General features: G+C 55.7%; 20 protein-coding genes. All 20 read right to left on the bottom strand.

All coding sequences use genetic code 11. The features are described from left to right. Window positions 1-11 precede the first annotated feature (11 nt). The 20 genes from SCT_RS01240 to SCT_RS01145 all read right to left on the bottom strand — a co-directional run bounded on the left by SCT_RS01240 (window position 12) and on the right by SCT_RS01145 (window position 24,914). The gene (locus tag SCT_RS01240) at window positions 12-1,412 is read right to left on the bottom strand and encodes a phenylacetate--CoA ligase family protein (RefSeq protein WP_059417988.1); all 1,401 of its coding nucleotides are present in this window, start codon (window positions 1,410-1,412) and stop codon (window positions 12-14) included. Between the two features lie 88 nt (window positions 1,413-1,500). Further along, on the bottom strand, window positions 1,501-2,622 hold the full coding sequence (locus tag SCT_RS01235) for a glycosyltransferase family 4 protein (RefSeq protein WP_059417986.1): 1,122 nt from the start codon (window positions 2,620-2,622) through the stop codon (window positions 1,501-1,503). Continuing rightward, the gene (locus SCT_RS01230; protein ID WP_059417984.1) at window positions 2,619-3,848 is read right to left on the bottom strand and encodes a TIGR04063 family PEP-CTERM/XrtA system glycosyltransferase; all 1,230 of its coding nucleotides are present in this window, start codon (window positions 3,846-3,848) and stop codon (window positions 2,619-2,621) included. Before SCT_RS01230 ends, SCT_RS01235 begins: the two co-directional genes overlap by 4 nt. Window positions 3,849-3,857: 9 nt before the next feature. Then, window positions 3,858-5,756 carry an XrtA/PEP-CTERM system amidotransferase gene (locus SCT_RS01225; protein WP_059417980.1) on the bottom strand — a complete coding sequence of 633 codons (1,899 nt, stop codon included), beginning with the start codon at window positions 5,754-5,756 and terminating at the stop codon, window positions 3,858-3,860. A gap of 57 nt (window positions 5,757-5,813) precedes the next feature. Beyond that, a complete protein-coding gene (locus tag SCT_RS01220) occupies window positions 5,814-6,947 on the bottom strand; it encodes a TIGR03088 family PEP-CTERM/XrtA system glycosyltransferase (RefSeq protein ID WP_059417978.1) in 1,134 nt (377 codons plus the stop codon). Between the two features lie 2 nt (window positions 6,948-6,949). After that, the gene (gene xrtA, locus SCT_RS01215) at window positions 6,950-8,518 is read right to left on the bottom strand and encodes an exosortase A (protein ID WP_059417975.1); all 1,569 of its coding nucleotides are present in this window, start codon (window positions 8,516-8,518) and stop codon (window positions 6,950-6,952) included. Further along, entirely contained in the window at window positions 8,511-9,779 is a 1,269-nt protein-coding gene (locus tag SCT_RS01210) for a TIGR03087 family PEP-CTERM/XrtA system glycosyltransferase (RefSeq protein ID WP_059417972.1), read from the bottom strand. The genes xrtA and SCT_RS01210 overlap by 8 nt, the downstream gene beginning before the upstream one ends. A gap of 4 nt (window positions 9,780-9,783) precedes the next feature. Next, entirely contained in the window at window positions 9,784-10,836 is a 1,053-nt protein-coding gene (locus SCT_RS01205) for a FemAB family XrtA/PEP-CTERM system-associated protein (protein ID WP_059417970.1), read from the bottom strand. Next, window positions 10,833-11,684, bottom strand: coding sequence for an XrtA system polysaccharide deacetylase (locus tag SCT_RS01200; RefSeq protein ID WP_059417967.1), 852 nt, complete (start codon window positions 11,682-11,684; stop codon window positions 10,833-10,835). The genes SCT_RS01205 and SCT_RS01200 overlap by 4 nt, the downstream gene beginning before the upstream one ends. A 31-nt stretch (window positions 11,685-11,715) precedes the next feature. Further along, window positions 11,716-12,876, bottom strand: coding sequence for a non-hydrolyzing UDP-N-acetylglucosamine 2-epimerase (gene wecB / locus SCT_RS01195; protein WP_059417965.1), 1,161 nt, complete (start codon window positions 12,874-12,876; stop codon window positions 11,716-11,718). A gap of 3 nt (window positions 12,877-12,879) precedes the next feature. Continuing rightward, on the bottom strand, window positions 12,880-13,884 hold the full coding sequence (locus tag SCT_RS01190; protein ID WP_059417963.1) for an XrtA/PEP-CTERM system-associated ATPase: 1,005 nt from the start codon (window positions 13,882-13,884) through the stop codon (window positions 12,880-12,882). Between the two features lie 12 nt (window positions 13,885-13,896). Beyond that, a complete protein-coding gene (locus tag SCT_RS01185; protein ID WP_082098122.1) occupies window positions 13,897-15,498 on the bottom strand; it encodes a TIGR03016 family PEP-CTERM system-associated outer membrane protein in 1,602 nt (533 codons plus the stop codon). Continuing rightward, window positions 15,482-16,477: an XrtA-associated tyrosine autokinase gene (locus SCT_RS01180; RefSeq protein WP_059417959.1), complete on the bottom strand. Its 996-nt coding sequence runs from the start codon at window positions 16,475-16,477 to the stop codon at window positions 15,482-15,484. Before SCT_RS01180 ends, SCT_RS01185 begins: the two co-directional genes overlap by 17 nt. A gap of 126 nt (window positions 16,478-16,603) precedes the next feature. Then, entirely contained in the window at window positions 16,604-18,145 is a 1,542-nt protein-coding gene (locus tag SCT_RS01175) for an XrtA system polysaccharide chain length determinant (protein ID WP_059417957.1), read from the bottom strand. A gap of 191 nt (window positions 18,146-18,336) precedes the next feature. After that, window positions 18,337-18,975: an XrtA/PEP-CTERM system exopolysaccharide export protein gene (locus SCT_RS01170; protein WP_059418305.1), complete on the bottom strand. Its 639-nt coding sequence runs from the start codon at window positions 18,973-18,975 to the stop codon at window positions 18,337-18,339. 424 nt (window positions 18,976-19,399) lie between these two features. Further along, on the bottom strand, window positions 19,400-20,524 hold the full coding sequence (locus tag SCT_RS01165; RefSeq protein ID WP_059417956.1) for a deoxyguanosinetriphosphate triphosphohydrolase: 1,125 nt from the start codon (window positions 20,522-20,524) through the stop codon (window positions 19,400-19,402). Continuing rightward, a complete protein-coding gene (gene aroB, locus SCT_RS01160) occupies window positions 20,517-21,605 on the bottom strand; it encodes a 3-dehydroquinate synthase (protein ID WP_059417954.1) in 1,089 nt (362 codons plus the stop codon). Before aroB ends, SCT_RS01165 begins: the two co-directional genes overlap by 8 nt. Before the next feature lie 21 nt (window positions 21,606-21,626). Beyond that, window positions 21,627-22,163 (bottom strand): shikimate kinase AroK, encoded by a 537-nt coding sequence (aroK, locus tag SCT_RS01155; protein WP_059417952.1) that lies wholly within the window; start codon window positions 22,161-22,163, stop codon window positions 21,627-21,629. Between the two features lie 91 nt (window positions 22,164-22,254). After that, window positions 22,255-24,408 (bottom strand): type IV pilus secretin PilQ, encoded by a 2,154-nt coding sequence (gene pilQ / locus SCT_RS01150; RefSeq protein ID WP_059417949.1) that lies wholly within the window; start codon window positions 24,406-24,408, stop codon window positions 22,255-22,257. Window positions 24,409-24,422: 14 nt separating this feature from the next. Continuing rightward, window positions 24,423-24,914, bottom strand: coding sequence for a pilus assembly protein PilP (locus tag SCT_RS01145; RefSeq protein ID WP_059418302.1), 492 nt, complete (start codon window positions 24,912-24,914; stop codon window positions 24,423-24,425). Window positions 24,915-24,928 lie beyond the last annotated feature (14 nt).

Here is a 24,928-nt window from a genome sequence, read left to right as displayed (position 1 = left end):
ACCGGTTCCCATCAGCTTGCGGCGCCGGCCGATGTGGCGATACCCAACCCACCGGCAAGTTGAACATGGCTGACGACATAGCGATGTTTGCCGGACGCCTCCGGTGCGATGTCGTCCACGAGTTGAATTCGGATATTCACGTCATCTCCCATTCGTTCTTTCAGCCCCATTTCTATTTTGCGTAACGACTCTTCATGCCAGTTCATGTTCCGGACTACTAACACTTCCAAATCGCGCAGCCTGTGCTGAATCAGCTTGAATTCGGCCACGCCTTCCACGGCACGCAGCACATAAATGCCGGCCAGCGCGTGCATAATGGTGCCGTCACTTTTCACCAGAAAATCGGTGCTGCGGCCCGCCACTTCGGCGATGACATGCAGACCACGCCCATCGCGGCATGACTCTTCGCTCATCCGCACCATGTCGCCGGTGCGATAGCGAATAAAGGGCTGAGCTTCGGAACACAGCCCGCTCATGACTGCCTCGCCCACCTCTCCCGGCTTGACCGGATGGTTTTGGGCGTCGAGAACCTCTAATAGAATGCTTTCGCTGATCATCAGCATTTGTCCGTGCGGCGTTTCGTGGGCGGTGAAGCCGATGTCGCGGCTGCCAAATTCATTGGCCACCGGCACGCCAAACACTTCCTGAATAAGTGACCGTTGGTGGGGGAAAAGCGGCTCGCCCGTGGTGCACACCACACTCAGCCTGGGCAACTTGAAGCGCACATTACGTTCCTTTGAATGTGCAGCAAGCAAGGCCACCGAGCTGGCGTAGCCGTAAATACACCGAGGCTGCCAGGATTGAATTGCCTGGGCGTAAGCATCCATCTGCATCGGTGACATATTGAATGCATTCAGCACCAACTGATTTACCAGTCGGTCGCGAAACGTTTTAATGCGATCCGTTTTGTTGAGCTCGACTGGCGCGCCCCATAAATACACTTCGCGCTCGCCAGGCTCTACGCCCCACCAGCGGCGGGCGCGCATCCTCCCCGCCGCATCGGAAGCCTGACGCTGCCGGCCATAATAAAAAATTAATGGCTTTCCACTCGAGCCGCCAGTGTTGTAGCGAAACGTACCACCCGGTGCCCCACGCCAAACCAACTGATCCCGGTTAGCAGCCGCATCTGCTTTGTTCATGGTGGGGAGCTTTTGGTAATCCGCAAACGTTAATGGACACGAAAGGTCGAGTTCAGCTGCTTGAATGCGCTCCGCATGCCAAGGACAATGCTGTTCCGCTACGCTCAGCAGATGTTGGAGTTTTTGCAACTGAAGCTGCTCAATTTCTTGACGCGATAGCCATTGTGAGCGCTCCAGTTCACGCAAATAAGTAAACGTCGGGCGTCGCAGCAGTCGCTCCTGCAAACGGTAGATAGAGCCACCAATCAGCGAATTTATTGCCGTTTTTCTCATTTTATTTCTGCAGCGGTGGAGTGCTTCATGAGCCGCTGCTGTAGCGGAAACAACGTCTGTACGAAAAGCAAAATATAAAATCCCATTTTCAGCCCCTTACTTCCGCGCTGTCTGTTCTTTCCTGTGACGAAAACAATGCCGGTCTCAATTCGCGGTAGAGATCAAGATACTTGCGAGCTGTACGTTCGATGCCATACCGCTCAAGTACGTGTTTACGTGCCGCAGAACCTAGCTTGGCGCGAAGCGCCGGTGCCTCGGCTAAGCGGTTAATGGCGTTTGCCAGCGCATCACGATCGCCTGGCTGTACAAATATCGCATGCTCGCCGTCGGACAACACCGATGGAATGCCGCCAACAGGAGTAACGATTAGTGGTAGCCCTACTGTCGCCGCTTCGAGCATTGAGATCGGCACGCCCTCGGCGTAGGAGGGCAGTACAAAAATATCGGCACTGCGCAGCCAGCGGAACTTGGCCTCGCCCACTGCCGGACCAACGAGTTCGACGCGATTTTCCAAGCCCTCGTGCGCAAGGTGTTTACGCAACGCCCCGGCAATACCCGGATCTTCTTCACCACCCACCAGCACCAGGCGCACACCGGGCGGCAAAGTCTTGGAGCAAGTTACCAGATCCCAAACCCCTTTGCGCTGGCACAAATTACCCAGGAACAGCACGATGATCTCGCCGGTGATTTTGCTCGCTTCGATGAGTGGCGGTTCGGTTACGCCGTTTTCGATCACTGCCAGATGTGCGCCGGGTAAGCGCACCTCGAGCTTCTGCTCCCATTCGCCCGACAGCACCACCACCCGTGCCGCGCGCCGCGCAATGAAGCGCGCAATGCCTAGAGCGAGCGGCGAGAGTCCATCGAGAAATGCATCGAAGCGTGCGCCATGCACGTGCAGTACCACCGGTACACCACGCAGCCGCGCAAGCAACACGTATGAACCATCCAGAAAATAGGTGAGCCCGCTACAGGTATGAATATGAGCCAAGGTGTGGTGCGCAGAGTTCAGTGCCTGCCACCATGCACGCCAGAGTACGAAACGTGCTCCCACTGCCTGCATCAGCGAGCGGCCCTCGGGCGTGCGCTTGCCAGTATCGAACAACTCCAATTCCACTTCACGCGCCAGGCTGGATCGCGCGATGTCGTCGATTACCGTGGACATACCGCCGATCATGGGAGGCATGGGGCCCGCCATCACGACGCGCATCATGCGCGAGCACCTTCGCGGAATCGCATCAAGCCGCCGTAGACAGCCTGATAGCGCGCTACGCTGGCTTTCCAGTTCCGCTCCGTCTCTACGAATCGGCGGCCCGCTTGTTTCAGTGCGGGCCACTGCCCGGTTGATTGAAGCAAACCCAGCACTTTATCCGCCAGTGATTGCGGATCGCCCGCTTTAAACAAGACACCCGTTTCGCCATCTCGAATCAGTTCGTTGTGCCCACCCACATCGGATGCGACAAACAAACGGCCCTGCGCCATTGCTTCCAGCGGTTTCAACGGTGTGACCAATTCGGTGAGGCGCATCGAGTGGCGCGGATACACCAGCACATCTACCAAATCGTAATAGCGGTTCACTTCGCTGTGCGGCACACGACCGGTGAACACAACCTTGTCCGCAATGCCGAGTTGGCGGGCTTGCTGTTTCAGCGCCTCATCTTGTGGCCCGCCACCCACCAACAAAACACGCACATCAGGTGCTTGGTCGAGAATGCGCGTCAATGCGGTTAGCAGCAAATCCAGCCCTTCATAAGCATAGAACGAGCCAATAAAGCCCAATACTCGCGCCCCAGCCAGGCCAAGCTGCGCTTTCAGCGCTTCATCCGACGCGCCGCCGATGGAAAATTTTTCGATATCGACCGCATTCGGAATCACCGTCACTTTATCCGAGGGAATGCCGCGCGCGACGATATCGCTACGCAGACCTTCGCAAATCGTGGTGACGGCATCGACACGCTTGAAGGCGTAGGTTTCCATGGCGCGGGTTAAGCGATAACGCATGCTGCCCTCTTTGGCCGTGCCGTGATCTGCCGCTGCGTCTTCCCAGAACGCGCGCACTTCGTACACCACCGGGAGGCCCAATGCATGCCCCACGCGCAACGCGGGCAATGCGGTCAACACCGGAGAATGCGCATGCAGAATATCGGGCTTTACGATAGCAATCATTTCGCGCAGCCGATGTGCCAGACTTTGCATCACCGCAGCTGGATTCAGCCCAGGCATCCGACTTAGGATACCGGCATGCTTGGGTGTGCGGTAGAAGTGGAGCCCATCCACGTCTTCTTCCAGCACGTCACAATTGATCTGCTTTTCGCTGGTGAGATGGAATGTTTCCCACCCTAACGCGCGCTGCTCGCGCAGAATCGCGGCGCTACGAAAGGTGTAGCCGCTGTGCAGTGGAATGGAATGGTCGAGGATGTGAAGGATACGGTAACTCATTACTTTGCTTTAACTTACCTGTTGATTGCGCAAAAATGATTCAAACATCAGCAGCGTCCACAACGCCGTGCTGTAATCACGTAAACCGGATTGATGCTGATCTACCAACTCATGCAGATAGTCGACATTAAAGTAGCCGGTTTGGGCCAGCACCGGACCCAGGACGGCGCTTCGCACTTTCTCTTTCAGCGGACCACCGCGAAACCAACTGGCCAGCGGCACGGCAAACCCCATTTTCTTGCGGTATAGAATATCGTTGGGCAGGTAAGGCTCCATCGCCTTCTTGAAAATAAATTTCCCTTCGCCAGCATTCTGCTTGTAGGTTGATGGAAGCCCGGAGGCCCATTCTACCAGCTTGTGATCGAGTAATGGTTCACGCACTTCGAGTCCATGCGCCATGCTGGCCCGATCAACCTTGGTGAGAATATCGCCTACCAAATAGGTCTTGATATCGAGATATTGTACCCGCGAGAGCGGGTCTCTTCGGCCTGATTTGGTATCATGACGGTGAAAAACTTCTACAGCACGATAGCCTTGCAATGCACACTTAAACTTGTCGCTGAACAGGCGCTCGCGCATTTCATTGTTCATGAGGGCGATAATGTGGAAGTAACCTTCCACCGTATCACGTGCCATGCCTTCGAGCGTGGCTTTGGCACGGAAGATTTTTGGTGCCCAATCCGCTTTGGGGTAAAAATGGCCCAGCATGCCGAATAAGGGTCGGCGCAAGGGAGTTGGCAACAGGCCACGCATGCGCTCTTCATTCATGTGCCAGCGATAGCGCCGGTATCCGGCGAAATTCTCGTCGCCGCCATCGCCGGACAAGGCAACGATGACAGTCTTGCGCGCCAGTTCGCACACGCGGTAGGTCGGGATCGCCGAGCTATCCGCATAGGGTTCATCGTAAATCGCCGCCAGCTTGTCGATAAGATCGAAATCATCCGGATCGACTTGCGCCACGTGGTGATTGGTTTTATATCTTGTGGCGACTTGCGCGGCGTATTCTGATTCATTGAATGCAGGATCGCCGAAGGAAATGGAGCAGGTGTTCACCGGATCGTTCGACAAGCCCGCCATCATCGCCACCACCGCGCTCGAATCCACACCGCCGGACAGAAAGGCGCCCAGCGGCACTTCGGATACCAGACGGATCTTGATCGATTCACGCAGCAGGCGCAGCAGCTCTTCTTGCGCTTCCTGTTCCGAGATCGCGGTAATAGGCTGAAACGGCACATCCCAGTATTCGCGAGGCTGTTGCATGGGTTTGCCGCGCTTTATAACGAGGGTGTGGCCTGGAGGTAGCTTGTATGAATTCTTGTATATGGTGCGCGGCTCGGCGACATAGCCGTAGGCAAAATATTCTTCGATAGCACACGGGTCAATCTCGCGCCCGCAGGCCGGATAGGCGGTCAAGGCTTTGAGTTCGGAGCCGAAAATCAGCATGCCGTCCTGTGCGAATCCGTAATACAGCGGCTTCACGCCCATGCGGTCGCGCGCCAGAAACAGCGTCTCCCGGTTGCGATCCCACAAGGCAAACGCGAACATGCCGCGAAAACGATCGACACAGGCCTCGCCCCATTGCTCCCAAGCGTGGACGATGACCTCAGTGTCGCAGCGCGTGCGGAAGATGTGGCCAAGCACCTGCAACTCGGGAATCAGGTCGACGAAGTTGTAGATTTCGCCATTGAATACTACGACGACGCTGCCGTCCTCGTTGAACAAGGGTTGATGGCCGGAGGAGAGGTCGATGATGGACAAGCGCCGATGGCCCAAGCCCACTCCGGGCTCGGTGTGCAGCCCGCCTTCGTCCGGGCCGCGATGAAACTGGGTCTGATTCATGCGCGCCAGGCTTTCCTGATCGATCTCGCATTTCCTTTGAATATCGAAGATGCCGGCAATTCCGCACATAATTTTATTTCCGTATGCCCCGCCGAATCCGGCCGGCACTTAGCAGGAATCCCTTTTTCATCGTAATACCGTATCGTAAGTCTGCATATACGCGCTCACCATTGTGGGCAAGCTGTATTGATGCTCAATTATGGCACGCCCCGCGCGGCCATGGCTGACTCTCAATTGGGCATCATTCACGTAATCAAACAAGGCTTGTGCCATTGCTTGCGGCGCATCGGCAGGTATTAAACGCCCTGTCACAGATGCTTGAACCAGCTCTGGATTACCGCCTACCTGAGTTGCTACGACCGGCAAGCCGGTTGCCATGGCTTCAAGAATGGTATTGGAAACTCCTTCGCCAAGAGAGGGCAGAACGAAAATATCCATGGCTCGCATCAATTCCGCCACATCATTCTGCTCGCCCATCAGATAAGCACAATCGGAGAGCCCCGCCTCTGCCAATAATTGCGCGCAGTTTTCGCGGCAGGGTCCATCACCCACGATCACTAAACGAGTAGTTTCCCGTAATTGTGGATGTTGTTGGATTAACATGATGAAAGCTCGCACCAGTGTCAGGTGGTCTTTAATCACCGCCATGCGCCCTACCGAGCCGATAATTACGTGCTGGTCATTGGCTAATTGTGCCTGCCAAGGCGGCGCGGGATCTTCCACGCGCCAGGGCCGAAATTTTTGGCTGTCCACACCGTTATATATCTGCTTGATACGAGATGGCTCGACACCAATCTGATCGATAAGCCATTGCTCAAGGTCGCGGCTCACGGCAATGTAGCGATGAACAAAGGGGCGAATCATACGGCGCAACAGGTTATATTTTATGTTGAGCCCTGCAACATCGACTTCCCTGCCGTGCTCGCCATGCACGCGGCGGGCAGATACGGCTATCGCAGCAACTACCTGCCCCTCAAGTGCGGCCAAATTGCGTGTATGAACGATATCCGGCTTGAGTTGGCGTAACAACCGGCCTAGCCGCACATACAGTCCAAGGTCTTTCCCCGGCTTTTTATCCAGAGAATAAATAGGTACATCACTACCTTGTATGCGCTTCGCAAAATCAGTGAAACTGTGCAGGCAAACAATTGCATGCCGATACCGGTCTCGCGGCATATTATTAATGAGATTAACGAGACCGTTCTCCAAGCCGCCAACGTCAAGGCTATATATGACATGAACGATCAGCGGTGGTCGCATGCTCACGACCCGCCCGCAGCCTGTTTCAGGTTTGTTTCGATGGAAGGCAGCATGTCGCCGATGAACTCCTGCAGCACTGCTGCAGCGGACTCCATGTCGCCATCGTAGGGTGAAGAGAGGATGATCGCCGCCGCATCATCAGGCTGGCCCAGTAATCTCGCCTTGGCTTCCAGCAGCTTGGCGAAATAAGCGTTAACGGTGTAAGTGTCGCCGATGTGGTTCCAATTCCATACCAGCAACCGCAGCGTCGGCGAGCGCAGCTTGGTCTGTACGATCAGCAGCGGCTGGCTGCCCACGGTGACGGCGCGTTTGGACTCGCCGACATTGTTCCAGACGGGGTGTTTCTGGCGCACGATGACATTGGTCGATGTGACGAGTTCGGCGCCCTCGTGCTGATGGAGGTAGTAGCCAATGTAGAGGCTGACTGCCTTGGGCCCTTTGCGGTAAGTCTGGGTCAGGCTGGCGTCGCTGCCTTTATAATCCGGCTGCCAGTCGGACAGAGGCGCCGGGTCTGCGCGCCAGCCATTGGTGGCAGGAACTTCGAGCTTGATCGGCACGGGTAGCGGAACATGGCTTTTCAGGTAGGCGGTATATCCCGGCCACACAGCAGCTATGCCTACGGCAGCAAGGGTGGCCAAGGCGATACGCCGGACTGGTAACGGTGCCGAGTTAGTTGGCGTTGCGGCAGGCTTGTCATCTTTGGCCTGAGGCAAGTCTTCGCGCCAGAAGGCGCCAACCCAGAACAGCAGCAGCATCACCAGACCAAAGAATACCCAGCCGTAGATGTAGTGGTCGACCCCTAACGCCAGTTTCATGTCGGAGAGGTGCGCAATCATTACGATCATGTAGGCGCGCAGGCCGTTGGCGATGACCGGAACGATCAGTGACAGGATAGCGAAAATGATGCGCCGCCTGGTGCTGCGGTAAGTGAGGTAGGCGTACAGGCAGCCCAGGGTGAGTGAGGCGATCAGGTAGCGCAAGCCGCTGCATCCCTCCACTACCGACCATTGACCGCTGGGGATGGTAAAAAAAGTACCCTCGCGGTAGACCGGGATGCCAGTGAGTTGCAGTGCGGCAACGGTAAAATCGGCGGTGAAATCCATCATGTATGGGATGAGAAACTCGCCCATTGGTACCGCAAAGAACAGAAAGCCCAGTGGAAACGTGAGGGCGCGTGTGATGCGCAGGCCGAGGATGATCCACACCAGCACCGGAATCATCGCCACTAGCGCGTATTGCTGCACCACCAGCACCCGCGCCAGATAGGCCAGCAGCCAGCCGAACCCAAACAGGAGTAATACCGGCAAGCCGCGCAGGTCTGGCTGGGGGACGAGCAATGCAATTTCCTTGCGCCGGCTCCAGATCAATAAAGCGCTGATGGGGAAGATCAGGAAGCCATGTGCAAAGGTTTCTGAACGGTGCCAAATTGCAACCGTGGACAAAGTAGTCTGGTAGAACAGCAGCAGCAGCGCTGTCACAGCAGTGATGGCTAGCAGAGTGGCGATGGCCCAATTGTTGGCCTGGTGCGCAGAAGCCGTGCTGTCGGAGTGGGTGGCAGCAGGTTTACTCATGCATTACTCCTGCAGTTGTAAGCGTGATGGGTTTTGATGCGGAAGCCGTGCTGTGCAATGTCACTCCCGGTGCCGGTGAAAGTAATTCATCCACACGCTCCAGGTTGTGTTCCCATGTGTAGTCCGCCAGGATTCGCGCTCTTGCGGCCTGGCCAATGTTGTTTTGGGGGTGTTGCAGCAAGGTCGAAATAGTGGCGATAAATTCTTCGCAGTCACGTGCCAGCAGAACTTCTTCTCCGATATTCGCGGCAATACCTTCCAGCGCCTGAATTGATGCGACCACCGGCTTGGCCATGGCCATCGCCTCCAGCACCTTGTTCTGGATGCCGCGAGCGATGCGCAACGGGGCCACGGCAAGGCGGGCATGCGCGAGGTAGGGACGAATGTCAGGCACCGCGCCGGTCACACGTACGCCAGCCAGTGTTGCGAGCACCTGTACATGGGGTGCGGGTCGGGAGCCGACGATGTAAAAGCGCGCATCAGGATTGCTGGCCAGCACCGCCGGCAGGATTTCCCGCGCAAACCATTGCACGGCATCGATATTGGGCCAGTAATCCATCGCGCCGGTGAAGACCATGACTGCTTCATTCGAAGGGTAAGGGTTGGGATACTCATGGGAGGGTGAAAAATATCCGGCATCCACCCCATTGTTGAAGAAGCTGGTCTTGGCCGCACTTTCCGGCGCCAGTTGCTTGAACAGATCGGCCTCCGCTTGCGACACGAACAGCGATGCGTCGAATTCGCGCGCGACTTGTCGCTCGTAGCCAAGCAGCGAGCGGCTTTCGCGTCGATACAGCCAGCTCATGGGCCAGGGTTTTTTCTCGGCATATTGCCGCCATTTGTCCGAGTCTATGTCTACGAAGTCGATGATGCGCCGTGCTTGCCGGGCACCCGTCACGTACTGAGCCATGGCGGAAGAGAATACCAGGACTCGCTCTATGGCCTGTTCCTTCATTACCGTGCCTACCCACTGTTGCAAACCGCTATTGTGATAATAGTCCAGCGTCAGCGGCCGCCTGCCAGCCAAAGCGCCCAGGCTGCGCAGTCGCGCGGTGCGCGGATTCAAGAATGCAAAGCAGGTCTCTCCGCACAATTTCTTTACTGTATCCACGTGTTGCCAGTCATCTGGGTCATCGACAAAGGTGCCTAGATGCACGCGATAACGCTGCGCCAGGTACTTCAGTATATGCCAGGAGCGGATTTTGTCGCCCTTGTTGGGTGGGTAGGGGATGCGATGGGTGAGATACAGAATGTCTTGCATCGCTCTACCCCAGATTCCTGACGATATGCGGGCCGATTGCGTTGGCCACAGACAGAGGCAAATGCTTCCAAAGCTTGATGAACAGCCGGTACTTGGGATTCAATGGATTGGTGTCGGGCACGGCCTTTGCTCGGTGCAACTGGTATTCGTAATGCAGCGACTGCGGTTCGAAGCCCCAGTTTTTCTTGAAATCGAACGGCCCGGTGCCGCGCTTGCTGCGGCCATAGTCGAACACCTTGATGCCGCGCTCGCAGGCGCGTCGCATCAGCTCCCAGTACTTGAAATCGTTGGCGGCAACACCGCGTGCTGCCACCGTGTCACCCGCGTAGTAGGGCAGTACCTCGTCGCGGAAATAAAAGCTCAGCACGCTGCTCAAGACCTGCCCGTCCTTGACCACCGACAGCACTTCGCAATCGCTGCCGAATATTTCTTGCAGCAGAGCGAAATAGCGCTTGGGCAGCGCGGGAGTGCCATGGCGGTGGACATTGTCAGCGAACACGAAAAAAAATCGCTCCACATTGTTGTCGATCTCGCTGGCAAGCTCAGCTTTGATACCCTTGCGCACCATCGCGCGCTGTTTGCGCGGAATGGCGAGCATGTTGGCTTCCACGTCCGGATCGATGGTCTTGCGGAAGGTGACATACAGATCCTTGCCCGGCCAGTCAGTGTGGAAAGGCACGGTGTTGCGGTATTCCAGGAAGTCCACGTTGAGACTTGCAGCCAGTATTTGCGCCTCCTCATCCAGCGCCTGTCGTGCCGGCTCAGTGCTGGCGACGATGCCGCCGTATACACAAAACGGCAGTGAAGATAATGAATGCCCGAACAGCCTGCTGTCGATTTCTGCCAGCGGCAGCACGCCCTGGATGACGCCGTTCTCCTCGGCCAGCAGGAAGTGGGTGCGGTGGCCGAAGGCGCGTTCTATCACTTCTTTCCAGCCGGCGCGGTGGAAAAATGTGGCTGCGGGGCAGCCGAAAACGAACTGATCCCAGCGTGCGGTGTCGCCCGGCGTCATCGCACGCACCTGCAGTGAGGTTGGGGTCGCCGCGCGTCCGCTCATGTTTCTACCTTCATGAACACGCGATCCATCCGGTCCCAGTGAAAATCCCGTAGCAGCGCCTGAATGCGGGATTCCATGCGTGTCAGATTGACGTAATGGCGGAACTGCGTTTTTGACGAGATGCCCTGCTGGCGAGGCTGGTCTGGATCAAGCTCCCACGGGTGGAAGTAGAAAATGCAGGGTTTGCCGTCCTGGCGGTTGACACGGCGTATGAGCCAGCGCGACGCCTGATAGGGTAACAGTCTGAAATAACCGCCGCCTGCCGCCGGCAGGTTGTGGCCCAGCAGAGCCACAGTGGTGGGAGGAAGTTCCAGCACGCCGCTCTGGCCGCGCGGGTAGTGGGCAAAGCGCGGCGCCTCGGGCATGCCATAATGGTCGTGCCGGATTGGATAAATGCTGGAGCTGTATTGGTAACCCGCCTCCAGCAGCACGTCGTGCGCCCACAGATTGTCAGCACCAATGGAAAAGCTCGGGGCGCGATAGCCGATTACCGAGCGGCCTGAGATGTCCTCTAGCAGTTTCTTGGCGTGTGTAATGTCCTTGCCGAAGTCGTTGCGGTTTTGATCACTGACGCGGTGATGACCATAGCCATGGCTGGCGATTTCATGGCCGTTGTCCACGATGCGCCTCACCACGGCGGGGTAGCGCTCGGCGATCCAGCCCAGGGTGAAAAAGGTGGCGTGCGCGTTACCTTCATTCAGCAAGGCCAGTGCGATGTCGATGTTGCGCTCCACCCGGCACGGCAAGCTGTCCCAATGCTCGCGCAGGATGTGGGGGGCAAAGGCCGAGACCTGGAAGTAATCTTCCACATCGATGGTCATCGCATTCCGTATCTGCGCTGTTGTCATAAAATGTTTTCTGCTGGAGGCTGCATGAATGTTAGCTCCGCAACCCATTTCCCAGCCATTCGTGAATTGCCAATGCAATGCGTATCGAGGCTTGTCCATCCCAGAATTCAGGGATCCTGCCCGCTTTGCCGCCGCTGCGCATAATCTCGTCGAAGGCCGCCAGAATTTTTGCCGGATCCTGGCCGGCGATGGTATTGGTTCCTTGTTCCACCGTGATCGGCCTTTCAGTATTGTTCCTCAGCGTGATGCATGGGACGCCAAGGGCGGTGGTTTCTTCCTGGATGCCGCCTGAGTCGGTCAGCATGACCCGGGCGTCCTTCATCAATCCCAGCATTTCCAGATAACCCATGGGTGGCAGCAGCAGCAACTCGGGAACTTCCAGCATCTCTTCCAGGCCAAATTTTTTGATCATGGCGCGGGTGCGCGGGTGCATCGGGAAGATGACTGGCAACTTGCGGCTGATTTTCAGGACGGTATCAAGCAGGGTGCACAGGATGGCGGGATCGTCCACGTTGGAGGGTCGGTGCAGAGTGAGGACGGCATAGCCGGCGTTGCCACCCAGGAAATTCTCACGCCCAGCATCTTTCAGGATTTGGGACACAGGGACGGCCCTTACCAGGTTGCGGCGCAGGGTGTCGATCATGACGTTGCCGACAAAATGGATGCGCGATTCGGCTATCCCTTCTCGCAGCAGGTTTGCGCGGCCGCTGCTTTCGGTGATAAAGAGCAGGTCGGATATCTGGTCGGTCAATATCCGGTTGATCTCCTCCGGCATGGCGCGGTCGAAGCTGCGCAGGCCAGCCTCGACGTGAATCACCGGAATCCCCTTTTTTGCCGCCACCAAGGCGCAGGCCAGGGTGGAGTTCACGTCGCCGACCACCAGTACCGCGGAAGGCTGCTTGGCATCCAGCACTGGCTCGAAGCGGCGCATGACCTCTGAGGTTTGAATTGCGTGACTTGCGGAACCCACCTCCAGATTGATATCCGGCTGCGGGATGCCGAGCGCCTCGAAATACTGGTGGTTCATGACTGCATCATAATGCTGGCCGGTGTGAACCAGACTCAAGGCCAGAGGTGGCCTGAGATCCCCAAGTGCCGCCATGATCGGGGCCATTTTCATGAAGTTCGGGCGCGCACCCACGACGCAAAGGATGCTGCCCAAAGCCTGGACTCCTGACGGGGATATAGGCATAGACTATCTTCTTTTCGAAAGCTCTTTATTTACTCTGGGCAAGGAGAGAATCTGCTTGAGCAGATCCAGCACCGAGATGACGGAGCTCTCCATCTTGGCAAGCCTTTCGTCCATGTTTTCCAGGCTGACGCGGGTTTCCTCTTTGCCCGGTACGGTGGTGGAAGTGGTTTGGGCGTCGGCTCCCGAGGCGGGAAGATCAAACTCGTGCTGAATATCGCGAATGACTTCGTTGACCTCTGAACTGCCAAAATCGTGCAGTTCTTCCAGACAGCCCATCAGTAGCAGGCGGTCACACAGGCTATTGATTTTTCTGGGAATGCCGGTCGTGTAGTCGTAAATGGCAGCAAAGGCGTCCTCACCGAAGGAAGGGTCGCCGCGCCAGCCAACAGTGTTCAGCCGGTGCTCGATATATGACCTGGTTTCCGAGGCATCCATCGGCCCCAAATGATAGGTGGCTATCACCCTTTGCCGCAATTGTTCCATCTCACTGCCATTCAGGGTTTTCCTGAACTCCGGTTGACCGAGCAGAAAGGTTTGCAGCAAGGACTTGTCGGCGGTCTGGAAGTTGGAAAGCATCCTTAATTCCTCCACCGCGCGGGGAGCAAGGTTCTGCGCTTCGTCCACCACCAGGAGGGCACGTTTCCCCTGGCGGTCGCACAGCCGAAGGAACTCCTCGAGTCCGGTCAGAAGGTCGGCTTTGCTCGCGTCCTTGAAGGGAAGACCGAAGGCGGCTGCCGCCATGCGCAGAGTGTCTTCCGAGCCGAGGTGGGTGCTTACCAGTTGTGCCGCCAGGATGTTTTTCGCCTCCAGCTTGCGGAAAAGGTTGCGCACTAGGGTGGTCTTGCCCGCCCCGACTTCGCCGGTGATGACGATGAAGCCCTCCCCTTGGGACAACCCGTATTCCAGGTAGGCCATGGCGCGCTTATGGCCTTTGCTGCCGAAGAAGAAATTCGGATCGGGCTTCAGTTGGAATGGCTTGGCGCTGAAGCCGTAGAAGGATTCGTACATGCTTAAAGCCCGCTAGAATCTCATGAACAGGGAGGCAGTCAGGGCGTTCTCGCTATAATCGCCGCCGTCCTGGCTGGAGTCCCGCTGTAGTCGCCGCAACTCAAGCGAGCCATCGAGCTTGGGCTGGAACTGCCTGGTCAGGCTAAGCCGGATGGTTTTATCTTTGTCTGTTCTGCCCAGGGAGGGGAAGCTGTTTCTGGTAAACCCGGCATTAATGTTGGCGCTGGTGCGCGGACCCATCCGCCAACTCCAGAATGCGTTGCCGCCCACCTGTTTTGTATTGTCGGTCAGCGCCAGGGTGGAACTGCCAAACAGTAAGCTGTCCTGGGCTTGTGAGGTCTGCGCGTCGCGAGTCACGTGGAACAGGCTGAGAACGAGGGTGTTTTTTGCACCCGTCACCGCAACAGACGCCTGCAGGCGTTTTTGCAGAAAGAGGCGGTTGGTCAGGTAGTTTACGGGCCCAGCTAGGGCCGCTAGCTCCGGGGGAAGCCCAAAGGTATTTATGTAGTCTTCAGTCAATTTCTGTCGGAGGACAGGATCGGCGGCAGCCCAATTTGGATAGAGGGCGGCCAAATACAGGTCCATTACACGGGTGGGGTCTATTGGAATCAGGAACTGGGATCGTGTAGAGGTTATATCCTCGCTGTAACCCAGGCTCCAGGCGGTCAGGCGTGTGCGATGGCTGGCTGCAAGAGAATAGGTGTCACCAAAGAACCTTCTGCCGGCGCTACCATCGATGCTGGTCATTGCGCTGGGCGCCCAGGAAAAGCCGGCAGACCAGAAAGAACCATCGGGCTTAGGCCCGATCGAAATATAGTTGTTTTTTTCGTAGCCTCCGGTAGCTGTCAGTCTAAATTTCGAGGTGACCAGGTAGCTAAGATTGCCGGAAAGGACTTCAGTGTCTAAGGCCGGGGGGAAGAGGTTGGCAGTATTTGCATAGCTGGTTTTCCCCTTGCTGTAGTTCAAGCCCCAGCCCAGTGTTTTAAATGCCGATCCGCTGTTCAGGCCGAGTTGGATGCGGTCCGCCTGGCTATTCAACAACTCGCTACCGCCAGTGCTGACTTCATCATGAGTATATCGAATTTCGGTTGAGGCATAGTTACTGAATTTATGGCGCAGATAGGGGCTGACGCTATAGGTCTGTACCTCGGTGCGGTTCCCGGTGATATTGGCACTGTCAGCCGCCTGTGGGCCCAACAAGGAAATGTTTTGCTGGCTGATCGCGGCCCGCCCGTCCAGGAAAAACAAATTGTCAACCAGCTCGGCGTTGGCGTTGGCGTTCAACATGTGATTCATCGTGTTTTGGCTGCTCTCCTCCGCATAGACAAGATTCTGCATTCCGTAACTGGCGTTGAGCTTCAAGTGGGGACCGGTGCCCGTCAAGGATATGCCGGGATTGATCTGGGTAATGAATTCGCTTTTCTCATGCCCCGGCGGCGCCAATCTCACATTGTCGGTATAGGTCTCTTTCAGGTTGAGACTGGGGGTGGCTTTCCATTCTGCAGCGCCTGTATGAGAGTACACAAGCAGCATTGCCGTGGCGATGGAGCAGGTTGCAGGAAACGAAAGTCTATGGCAGGTGCCGCATTCAGGCGCTTTAGCCGTAGTAACCATAATACCCCCCGCCGGGGAATGCCCTGGCCTTGTTGTAAATCAGATTAACGATATCGCATGCTTCAATTTGCCGGAGCGCTTCCTTGACCGCTTGCTGGGTCGTGCTTTCAGCCCCCACCACCAGGACAATCTGCCCCATTTGGCTTGCCAGCACATGCGCCTCGCTGGTAAGCAATAAAGGAGGGGAGTCAAATATGACAACGCGGTCTGGGTAACGACGCGCAATTTCCTTGAGCAAGTCGCTCATGGCCTGGCTCGCCAGCAGTTCGGTTGCACGCTTGTGCCTGCTTCCGGCTTGAAGGATGGAGAGCTTTTCGACATTGGTTCTGATCAGGACGTCAGCCAGATCTAGCTTGTCGTCGAGAAGCACGTCCAGCAAGCCGCGCCCGGTCTCCAAGCCGAGGTATTTGGGTAGCGAAGGCCGGGCCACATCGGCATCCACCAGAAGAACCGTGTGATCCAATTCCATCGCGATGCTCATCGCCAGGTTGGCGGCGCAGAAGGTTTTTCCTTCTCCGGCAAGGGCGCTGGTGACCATGATCAGATTGCCGCTGTGGACCGCTTCGGCGCCTTGGTTGAAGGCATTCTTGATCAATGGGCGCTTGATCAATCGGAATTCCTCGGCGATCTGTGTTCTTTCCCCGTCAGGAATGATCATGCCCAACTGGCGTAATTTCGCCAGATTGATCATGCCCTGTTTTGACACATGGCCTCCCGCCGAAAGCGTCGGGTTGATCCCTGCCCCGCCCCCCTCGTTCCCGCTGGGAGCCTTTTGGTCTGGATGTTCTGGTATCTCCGGCGCCATTTCCGCTGAGGAGGATGCTTCCCCCTTTTCGATTCGGTCGAGCTTGCCTGCTGCCTTTTCAATAATGCTCGAGCTGTCTCCCGATGGGGGTTTCGCCGTAACCTCATGCGGGGGTGTCTTTTCCCCTTTTTCGATCTGATCGAGCTTGCCTGCTGCCTTTTCAATAATGCTCACGCTGCCTCCCGATGGTGTTCATTCCTTAGGCGCCAATCCTGCTGAGCGGGACACCTTGTGCTGAATCTACGGCTAGTCCTGTGGCTAGGAGCGTGTCCGACTGACAGACTCCTAGGATGGTTGAACTCAAAACGGCGGCATGTTTTTGAGTGCCTTTGCCAAGAACGCGCCATATAAGCCCAACAAAAATAGCAAAGAGAGACCGAAGGCATAAACTCCCTTTTTTCGCTTGATAATTTCCTGGTGCGTCCAAATCATGCTCACCGTGCCCAATACCGGGAAGCCGGTTATCTCCCGCAGGGTGCCTTGGCTCTGGAATGTGGGCCGGATCAGGCTCATCAGGAGCGCAGTCCCGATTCCGGCCAGCAGGGCGCCCAAAAACACCAGGGAGACCAGTCTGAAACGGTTCGGAGCGGTGGGAATTTGCGGAACCATCGGCGGATCAATGATCTTGAATGTCAACAGCTCTGTAGTGGTGGCCATTTCACCGGACATTTTTGCGCTTTCCCTGCGTTCGAGCAGTTTTTCGTAATTGCCCTTGTTTACCTCATAGTCGCGGTTGAGCTGGGTGAACTCCGCTTCCACCTGGGGTATTGCATTGATCTGGGCCTTCAGCTGATTATAACGGGCGGAATATTCTGCCACGCGCGCCTTCATGGAAGCCACCCTGGCTTCGGCTTCCATCAGCGCAACATTGATCTGTTGCAGCATGGGGCTATAGTTTTTCCCGGGGTCGGCGCTGCGCTTGCTCAGTTTGGCCTCTTCCTTCTTGCGTTCTTCAAGCTGAGCAATCAGGCGCTTGGCGGCAACGATGTCCGGGTGCCGTTCGGTAAAGTTCAAGCGAAGCGCGTCCAGATTCTTGTTCAGGTCATTGATGCGGCCGTCTATTTCCGGGTTTGAGACCTCGGCGGCCAGGGGTTGACCTGCCTTCTGGTCGGGTTCTTCGTCAGTCATCTGTTTCTTGATGGAATTGCGCGCATTCTCGGCTTCCCTCAATTCCAGTTGTGCCTGATGGAGACTCTCCGATGTTGTGGTCAGCTTTGCAAAATAATCCCCGCCTTCACGGGGCAATAGCCCAATGTTTTTCCGCTTGAACTCCTTCAGGGCATTTTCGGCGAGGACCAGCTTCTCCTCATAAGCCTTGATCTGCTGTTCAATGAAGTGAACTGCCGACGCCGAGCCCTGCTTCTTGTCTCCGAGGCTGCCCTCGACAAAGATGGTCAGAAATGACTGGACCACGTCTTTTGCGAGTTTGGGGTTTTCGTGGCTGTACAAAATGGTATAGAGATTATCCCGGCCGGTCGTTCCAATCTTGATTTCGTCCATCAGCTCCTTGATCTGCTGCTCCCGGTCCTTTGCCGTGCTGGTTTTGATGTCCAGATCCACCATGCGCAGGACCCTTTCCACGTTCGGACGGCTGAACAGGGTGCGGCTCATTATTGAGACTTGCTGTTCCATGTTGGGCGAGGTTGTCATTCCCGACAACAACGGCTTCAATATGCTCTCGGTATCCACGTAAACCCTTGCCGTGGCCTCGTAACGGTCAGGCAGCTTGTACACCGTAATCCACCCTGCCAAGGCAACGACCCAAGCGGCTATAACCGCATACCAGCGATATTTCCAGATCCCCTTCACATGGGAAAGCAACTGGGCCATCAGTTCTTGCATCTTGAAGCTCTCCTTAGTTTTAGCCCTGGCTATTCAGCAAAAAAGTCTGTCAGTGACATTTGCGCCGTCATGGAGCTCTGGAAGCCCGATGACGGCTTTGCATACATGTCAGCCAAATCCGTGCGTTTCTTAATCGCCTTTGGCGAGCGAGACAGGCCATAAAGAATGGCCAAGAAAAGGGGACTGGGGAATTAAAAAAAACTTTCAGGTATAACCAGAACATCCCCCGGGCGCATGGGAACGTTGGCTGACATGTCACCGTCCTTGATCAGGTCGTTCAGCCGGACGGCGAACTGTTGCTGTGTTCCGCTGATGCTGCGTATGACGCTGGCCCGGTTGCCAGCAGCAAAATCAGTGATTCCCCCCACTGCAATCAGAACATCCATCAGACTCATGTCCTTGCGGTAAGGCAGGGCCTGCGGTTTTGCTGCTTGGCCGATGACCCGGATTTGCTCGTCGTATGGTCCGACAAAGCCGGTTACAATGACCGTTACAACCGGCTCCTGGATATATTTGGCCAGAGCCTTCTCGATGTCTCGAGCCAGTTGACTTGAGGTCTTGCCGCTGGCCGGCAGATCCTCCACCAGAGGGGTTGTGATTTTGCCATCCGGCCGGACCGGCACTGTCATTGAAACCTCAGGGTTGCGCCAGACTGTGATATTTACGTTGTCACCGGGGCCAACCAGGTAGTCATGCGCGGGGGGAGGGGTATCTGCTGCGGAGATGGGTTGATATGCCGTGCCCGCGCAACCGCCAAGGGCAAGAATGGAAAATGCGAAGGCAAAGCTAGCCAGCCATCTCGTAGTATTGGTGTGTTGTGGAGCATTCATTTGGATTACCTTTTTTATGTTGTGAAAGGTGCGTCGGCAGCGCCAGGACAAAGTTTAATTTTCCGTAAATTATGTTGGATTAAGCCCCTCGGTCCAACGGAAGGTTTTTTCCCCTTGCGATGAAGGTATTTTACACATAGCAATCAATTTTTCTCTAACGCTTATGCAAAAATCATTTATGGGGTCACTTCCATTAAGGGGGAGTGACAAAAATATACGGTGTCTCAGGTCTCGCATGGGTTCAGAATTTCACCAGTAGCCAATGCAATGATATGTGCAGGGAGGTCAGAGACCTGAGTAGAACCCCCATTCGAGATATCAGACTAGGTAACGCCACGAGGATTGTCAAGTTTACGGTACAGTTTGCAGAGCCGCTTTATCCCCATGCAATGATGGGTTTCGTGGTGCTTTCCGGAATTGCTCCTCAGGTTTCTTCTATGGTGAACAGGCGCCGGTACTCCCGAATGGCGTAACGGTCGGTCATGCCGGCAATATAGTCGGCAATGGCGCGAGGTTTGTCCTGTTGAGCTTTTTCCTGGTATTGCGGTGGCAGGAGGCGAGCGTCGTCGAGAAAAGCCTGGAACAGTTCGCGGATGATACGCCGTGCCTTGCTGCTCATACGCATGACGCGGTAGTGGCGGTAAAGCTGGGTGCGCAGGAAACGCTTCAGTTCCTGCTGTTCCTCGCGGATGGCGGGGCTGAAGGCAATCAGGGGTGGGGCTTCGCGCACACTCTCGATGGAGCTTGGGGCGGTAGCGTTGATGTTTTCCATGCTTTGGCTGATCAGGTCCAGTGCCAGGGTATTGATCATGCGGCGCACGGTTTCATGGATCAAGCGCCGGTCGGCCAAGTCGGGATAAAGGTCACGCACTATTTTGAGGTGGCGTGCGAAAAGGCTGACTTCGGCCAACTGATCCAAAGTAATCAGGCCGGAGCGCAGGCCGTCATCGACGTCGTGATTGTTGTAGGCGATTTCGTCGGCTAGATTGGTTACCTGGGCTTCCAGTGATGGGCGTTTGTCGTGCAGGAAGCGTTCGCCCACTTCACTTAGCGTGGCGGCGTTTTGTGGGGAGCAGTGCTTGAGGATGCCCTCGCGGGTTTCGAAGGTCAGGTTAAGGCCGTCGAATTCGGCATAGCGCTCCTCCAGCATATCCACTACGCGCAGGGACTGGAGGTTGTGCTCGAAGCCGCCGTAGTCTTTCATGCAGCCGTTGAGTTCATCCTGTCCGGCGTGGCCGAAAGGGGTATGGCCGAGATCGTGGGCCAACGCGATGGCTTCCACCAGATCCTCGTCGAGTCGCAGATTGCGGGCAATAGTTCGTCCAATTTGTGCCACTTCAAGACTGTGTGTCAGTCGCGTGCGGAATAGGTCGCCCTCGTGGTTGACGAACACCTGGGTCTTGTATTCGAGACGGCGAAAGGCGGTGGAGTGAATGATGCGGTCGCGGTCGCGCTGAAATTCGCTGCGCCCGCCGGGCACTGATTCAGGGAAGCGGCGGCCACGCGAGGTGGCCGACAAGGCCGCGTAGGGGGCGAGGTTTTCAGGCATTGCGGGCGTTTTCCTGCAAGGTTTCCCTTAGCGCCTGCTCCGTGACTTCGGCGGTGACAACCGCTGCCCCTATCGATTTAAGCAGCACGAAACGCATTCTGCCGTTTTCCACTTTCTTGTCTACCGCCATGTGCTCCAGATAAGTCTCCACCCCGAGATCGGGCGCGCTGACTGGCAGCCTGGCTCGTTCGAACAGCACACGGGTGCGGCTCACCTCTGCTTCACTGATCCAGCCCAGTCGCTGCGACAGGGATGCGGCCAGCATTGTGCCGGCTGCAACGGCTTCGCCGTGGAGCCAGTTACCGTAACCCATCCCGGCTTCTATGGCGTGGCCGAACGTGTGTCCCAGATTGAGTAGGGCGCGGACGCCGCCTTCGTGTTCATCGGCAATGACGACTTCCGCCTTGTTCTCACAGGAACGTTTGATGGCATAAGCCAGCGCCTCGGGGTTACGCGCCAGCAGCTTGCCCATGTTTTGCTCCAGCCACTCAAAAAAAGGCAGATCGCGGATCAGGCCGTATTTGATAACTTCAGCCAGGCCGGCGGAGAGTTGGCGGTCATCCAGGGTATTCAGAGTGGAAGTATCGGCCAGCACCAGCTTGGGCTGGTAGAAGGCGCCGATCATGTTTTTTCCAAGCGGGTGGTTGATGCCGGTTTTCCCGCCCACCGAGGAATCCACTTGTGCCAGCAAGGTGGTCGGAATCTGGATGAAAGGTACACCACGAAGATAGGTGGCGGCTGCAAAGCCAGTGATATCGCCGATAACGCCTCCACCCAGGGCGATCAGGGTGGTCTTGCGCTCGCAATGGTGTGTCAGGAGGGCATCGTAGATCAGGTTCAGCGTATCCGAGTTTTTATATTCCTCCCCATCGGGCAGGATGATAGTTTCGACATTCACGCCTTCCGCCGCCAGCGGTTCACTCAGAGCATCCAGATACAGCGGCGCTACCGTAGTGTTGGTGACAATGGCAACCTGCTTGCGGGCCAGATGAGGAAGGATCAGTTCGGGTCGCGCAAGCAGGGCGGTGCCGATATGAATCGGGTAAGTGCGCTCGTTCAAATCTACAGTAAGGGTTTGCATGGGCTGTGGATATTCTTTATTTCAGTCAGTTTTTGAGGCGCCAGTGTTGAGCTGTTTCAGCTGCTCTTCGATCTGGTGAACCAGTGCGTGGACGCTTTGTGCTCCCGAGTCCACAATGATGTCGGCGATTTCACAGTACAAGGGGTCGCGTTGCGCAAAAAGCTCTTTCAGTTTTGCCTGAGGTTCGGCAGTCTGCAGCAGGGGACGGTTTTTGTCGTGACGGGTGCGTTGCCACAGATCTTCCACTTTTGCGCGCAGGTAAATTACCGTGCCGTTGCGGCGGAGGTTATCCCGGTTTTGTTGGCTTAATACCGCTCCACCCCCGGTCGCCAGGACAATATTACTATGTCCGGTCAGATCCTCGATAACCGTAGCTTCACGGGTTCGGAAGCCTGCTTCTCCTTCCAGTTCGAAAATCAGGGGAATATTGACCCCAGTGCGTCTTTCGATTTCATGATCGGAGTCGATGAATGGCCTGTTGAGGTGCCTGGCGATCAGCTTGCCAACCGTGGTTTTGCCTGCGCCCATCAGCCCGACTAAAAAAATATTGCCTGTCACTCGTGCCCTTTAAGGGTTGTCATCGTGACAGGCATTTTAGCGGAAAAAATGGAGCCTGGCCCAGCTACGTACCAACAAAGCTTTCGAGGCGCTATCTCAGGTTGAGACTTTCCTTGAGAATCTTGGGGGTGACAAAGACAAGCAGTTCTCTCTTGTCATCGCGTTTGTCGGTATTTCTGAACATAAAACCGAGAACCGGAATATCGCCGAGCAGTGGCACCTTGGTCACCGTCGTGGATTCTTCTTGGTTGAAGATGCCGCCGATAACCACTGTCCCGCCATTTTCCACCAGCACCTGAGTGGTAATCTGCTTGGTATTGATAGCCGGACCGGCAATAGTGTCCTGGCCCCGGCTATCCTTGTTGACCTTCAGGTCCATGATTATATTGTCATCAGGCGTGATTTGCGGTTTCACTTTCAGGCTCAGCACGGCCTTCTTGAAGGATACGCTGGTGGCGCCGCTGCTGGAGGCTTGCAGGTAGGGGATGTCGGTGCCATCTTCGATGATGGCCTCTGCCTGGTCGGAGGTGAGTACGCGCGGGTTGGAAATGATTTTTCCCTTGCCATCCGCTTGCAGTGCTGACAGCTCAAGATTCAGGAAGCGGGTCGCATTCGATTTAAAGAGGATCATGGACAAGACCCCAGCTGTCCCGGCGGAGCTTTTTGCGGGCAAGCTCACATTCATGGAATCATTGGGCCAGGCGGGGGTTGTCGCGCTTTGACCGGTGTGAGACCCTGTGTCATTCAGATTGCCGCCTATGACTGCGTGTGCATCCGTTCCATTGATCGGAAAGCCTTGTCCCCCCATGTCGTGAAAGCCTAACCTAGCCCCCAAGGTTCTGCTGAAAGTGTCGGTTGCCTCAACAATGCGCGCTTCAATCATCACTTGCCTGACTGGTATATCGATCTGGTTAATCAGTTTGCGTACTTCCTCCAGCTTGGCCGGGGTGTCCTGGATAAAGAGCATGTTGGTACGAGGGTCCCAGACGGCGCTGCCGCGTTTGGAAAGGATTTTTTGTTTGTCGTCTGCCAGGATCTTCTGGAAGGACTCAGCCTTAGTGTATTTAAGCTGGAAGGTTTCCGTCCGCACCTGCTCCAGTTCAGAGATTTGTTGCTTTGCTTCCAGTTCCAGTTTTTCCTTGGTAGCAAGCTCCTCACTGGGGGCAATCATGATGACATTGCCGGATTTTCGCATGCTTAATCCAGATTGCTTAAGGGTGATATCCAGGGCCTGATCCCAGGGAACGTCCTTCAGACGCAGGGTGGTGGAGCTTCTGACAGAATCGCTGATAACGACATTCATTTCGGCGAAATCTGCAAGTACCGCAAGCAAGGTGCGGGTTTCAATATTTTGGAAGTCGAGGGAAAGCTTCTCACCGCTGTAGCCGGTTTTTGTTCCTTGTACTAGTTTGCTAGAATCTTCAACAATCGGTTTGACGTCCAGAATAAACTGCTGGTCGGTTTGATATGCAGAGTGTTCCCATAGTCCCTTGGGTTCGATCACTAAGCGTGCATTGTTGCCATGACCAAGCGTACTGACTGTTTGTACTGGCGTGCCGAAATCCACAACATCGAGCTTACGCTCCAAGTTGCGTGGGAGAGTAGTGTTGATGAATTCTACTACGATAGATTTGCCTTCACTGTGGATGTCAATGCCGGTATTTGCATCGGAAAGGTCGACAACGACCCGGCCTTCACCCCCTTTGCCGCGGCGGAAGTCGACGTCTCGCAGAGAATGTTTTTGTGCGCCGGGGAGCGCTTCGGCAAATTTCGCACTCACATTAGATGTTACTCCGGTGGCTTCGGTACCCTGCAGGGTAATCAAAAGGGTGTTTCCGGCAATCTTTGTTTCATAGCCGGCGGGCTTGGTCAGATTGATGACCAGCCGGGTGCGGCTACCCGCCTGAACAATATTCAGGTTGCGCAATACGCCTTCACTGACATTAATAGTGTTTTTCCCCAATGCGTTGGCTGTATCCAGAAGGTCCAGCGCAATTCGTGGTGGATTGTTGACGGCAAACCCTGCAGGCGGATTTTTCAGGGCATGCTTCAGCTTCAGGGTGATCAAAAATTTGCCACCCTGAAGGGCGGAATAGTCCACGCTTTCGATGCTGTTCTGCGGCATCTGGGCCGCTTCAGGACTGGCGCCACTTGGCTCGACAGCTGCGTGGCTGTTGGCAAGAAACAGGGTAATCAGGCAGACGGCCTGGAGAAAATAGCGAATTGTCGATTTAATAATGTTCATGGCGGCCTCTATCTTTACTTTTGGCCTGGCGCGCTGGCCAGATTAATGCTGGTGTTTTGCTCGATCCAATTTCCGGTGCTGTCCTGAACAATTTCTGTCATTACGATTTCGTTATCCGTGATTTTAGTGATCATGCCGAAATTTTGCCCCATGTGCTCACCAATTTTGACTCTGTGCAGAGAGCCATCTGAGGTTCTTATCAGGCCATATCTGACCTTGCTTTGTTCCAGAAAGCCGACCATCTTCAGGTTTTCAAGTGGATATTTCTCTAGTTCTTCCTTGTTGCGCTTGAGGTCAGGCTGGAGTCCGCCGCCCTGGCCTGGTTGTAATTTTCGTGGCTTGAAAGGGTCTGGCAAGTCGAAAGCATTGTAGGCAAAGGATTCGTAAGGCTTGATTTCCGGCAAGGGCTCAATCTTGCCCCGCAGCCCTTCCCCGGACTCGTTGACGAATCGCTTCAAATCATCCAATCCATCACCGCTGCAGCCCGAAAGGGCGAGAATGGACATAATGAATAAAAAAA

This window comes from Sulfuricella sp. T08, assembly GCF_000971475.1.
Classification (GTDB): domain Bacteria; phylum Pseudomonadota; class Gammaproteobacteria; order Burkholderiales; family Sulfuricellaceae; genus Sulfuricella.
Note: the sequence above shows the minus strand (reverse complement) of the source record. Positions and strands in the feature narration are given on the sequence as shown.

Excerpts from the sequence above, each read along its gene's own strand:
- SCT_RS01145 (WP_059418302.1), bottom strand. The coding sequence starts at position 24,914 with ATGTCCATTCTCGCCCTTTCGGGCTGCAGCGGTGATGGATTGGATGAT.
- SCT_RS01240 (WP_059417988.1), bottom strand. The coding sequence starts at position 1,412 with ATGAGAAAAACGGCAATAAATTCGCTGATTGGTGGCTCTATCTACCGT.
- SCT_RS01200 (WP_059417967.1), bottom strand. The coding sequence starts at position 11,684 with ATGACAACAGCGCAGATACGGAATGCGATGACCATCGATGTGGAAGAT.
- SCT_RS01170 (WP_059418305.1), bottom strand. The coding sequence starts at position 18,975 with ATGAATGCTCCACAACACACCAATACTACGAGATGGCTGGCTAGCTTT.
- SCT_RS01205 (WP_059417970.1), bottom strand. The coding sequence starts at position 10,836 with ATGAGCGGACGCGCGGCGACCCCAACCTCACTGCAGGTGCGTGCGATG.
- SCT_RS01220 (WP_059417978.1), bottom strand. The coding sequence starts at position 6,947 with ATGCGACCACCGCTGATCGTTCATGTCATATATAGCCTTGACGTTGGC.
- SCT_RS01225 (WP_059417980.1), bottom strand. The coding sequence starts at position 5,756 with ATGTGCGGAATTGCCGGCATCTTCGATATTCAAAGGAAATGCGAGATC.
- SCT_RS01175 (WP_059417957.1), bottom strand. The coding sequence starts at position 18,145 with ATGCAAGAACTGATGGCCCAGTTGCTTTCCCATGTGAAGGGGATCTGG.
- aroB (WP_059417954.1), bottom strand. The coding sequence starts at position 21,605 with ATGCAAACCCTTACTGTAGATTTGAACGAGCGCACTTACCCGATTCAT.
- SCT_RS01210 (WP_059417972.1), bottom strand. The coding sequence starts at position 9,779 with ATGCAAGACATTCTGTATCTCACCCATCGCATCCCCTACCCACCCAAC.
- SCT_RS01235 (WP_059417986.1), bottom strand. The coding sequence starts at position 2,622 with ATGATGCGCGTCGTGATGGCGGGCCCCATGCCTCCCATGATCGGCGGT.
- SCT_RS01185 (WP_082098122.1), bottom strand. The coding sequence starts at position 15,498 with ATGGTTACTACGGCTAAAGCGCCTGAATGCGGCACCTGCCATAGACTT.
- xrtA (WP_059417975.1), bottom strand. The coding sequence starts at position 8,518 with ATGAGTAAACCTGCTGCCACCCACTCCGACAGCACGGCTTCTGCGCAC.
- pilQ (WP_059417949.1), bottom strand. The coding sequence starts at position 24,408 with ATGAACATTATTAAATCGACAATTCGCTATTTTCTCCAGGCCGTCTGC.
- SCT_RS01165 (WP_059417956.1), bottom strand. The coding sequence starts at position 20,524 with ATGCCTGAAAACCTCGCCCCCTACGCGGCCTTGTCGGCCACCTCGCGT.
- SCT_RS01190 (WP_059417963.1), bottom strand. The coding sequence starts at position 13,884 with ATGTACGAATCCTTCTACGGCTTCAGCGCCAAGCCATTCCAACTGAAG.
- SCT_RS01230 (WP_059417984.1), bottom strand. The coding sequence starts at position 3,848 with ATGAGTTACCGTATCCTTCACATCCTCGACCATTCCATTCCACTGCAC.
- wecB (WP_059417965.1), bottom strand. The coding sequence starts at position 12,876 with ATGCCTATATCCCCGTCAGGAGTCCAGGCTTTGGGCAGCATCCTTTGC.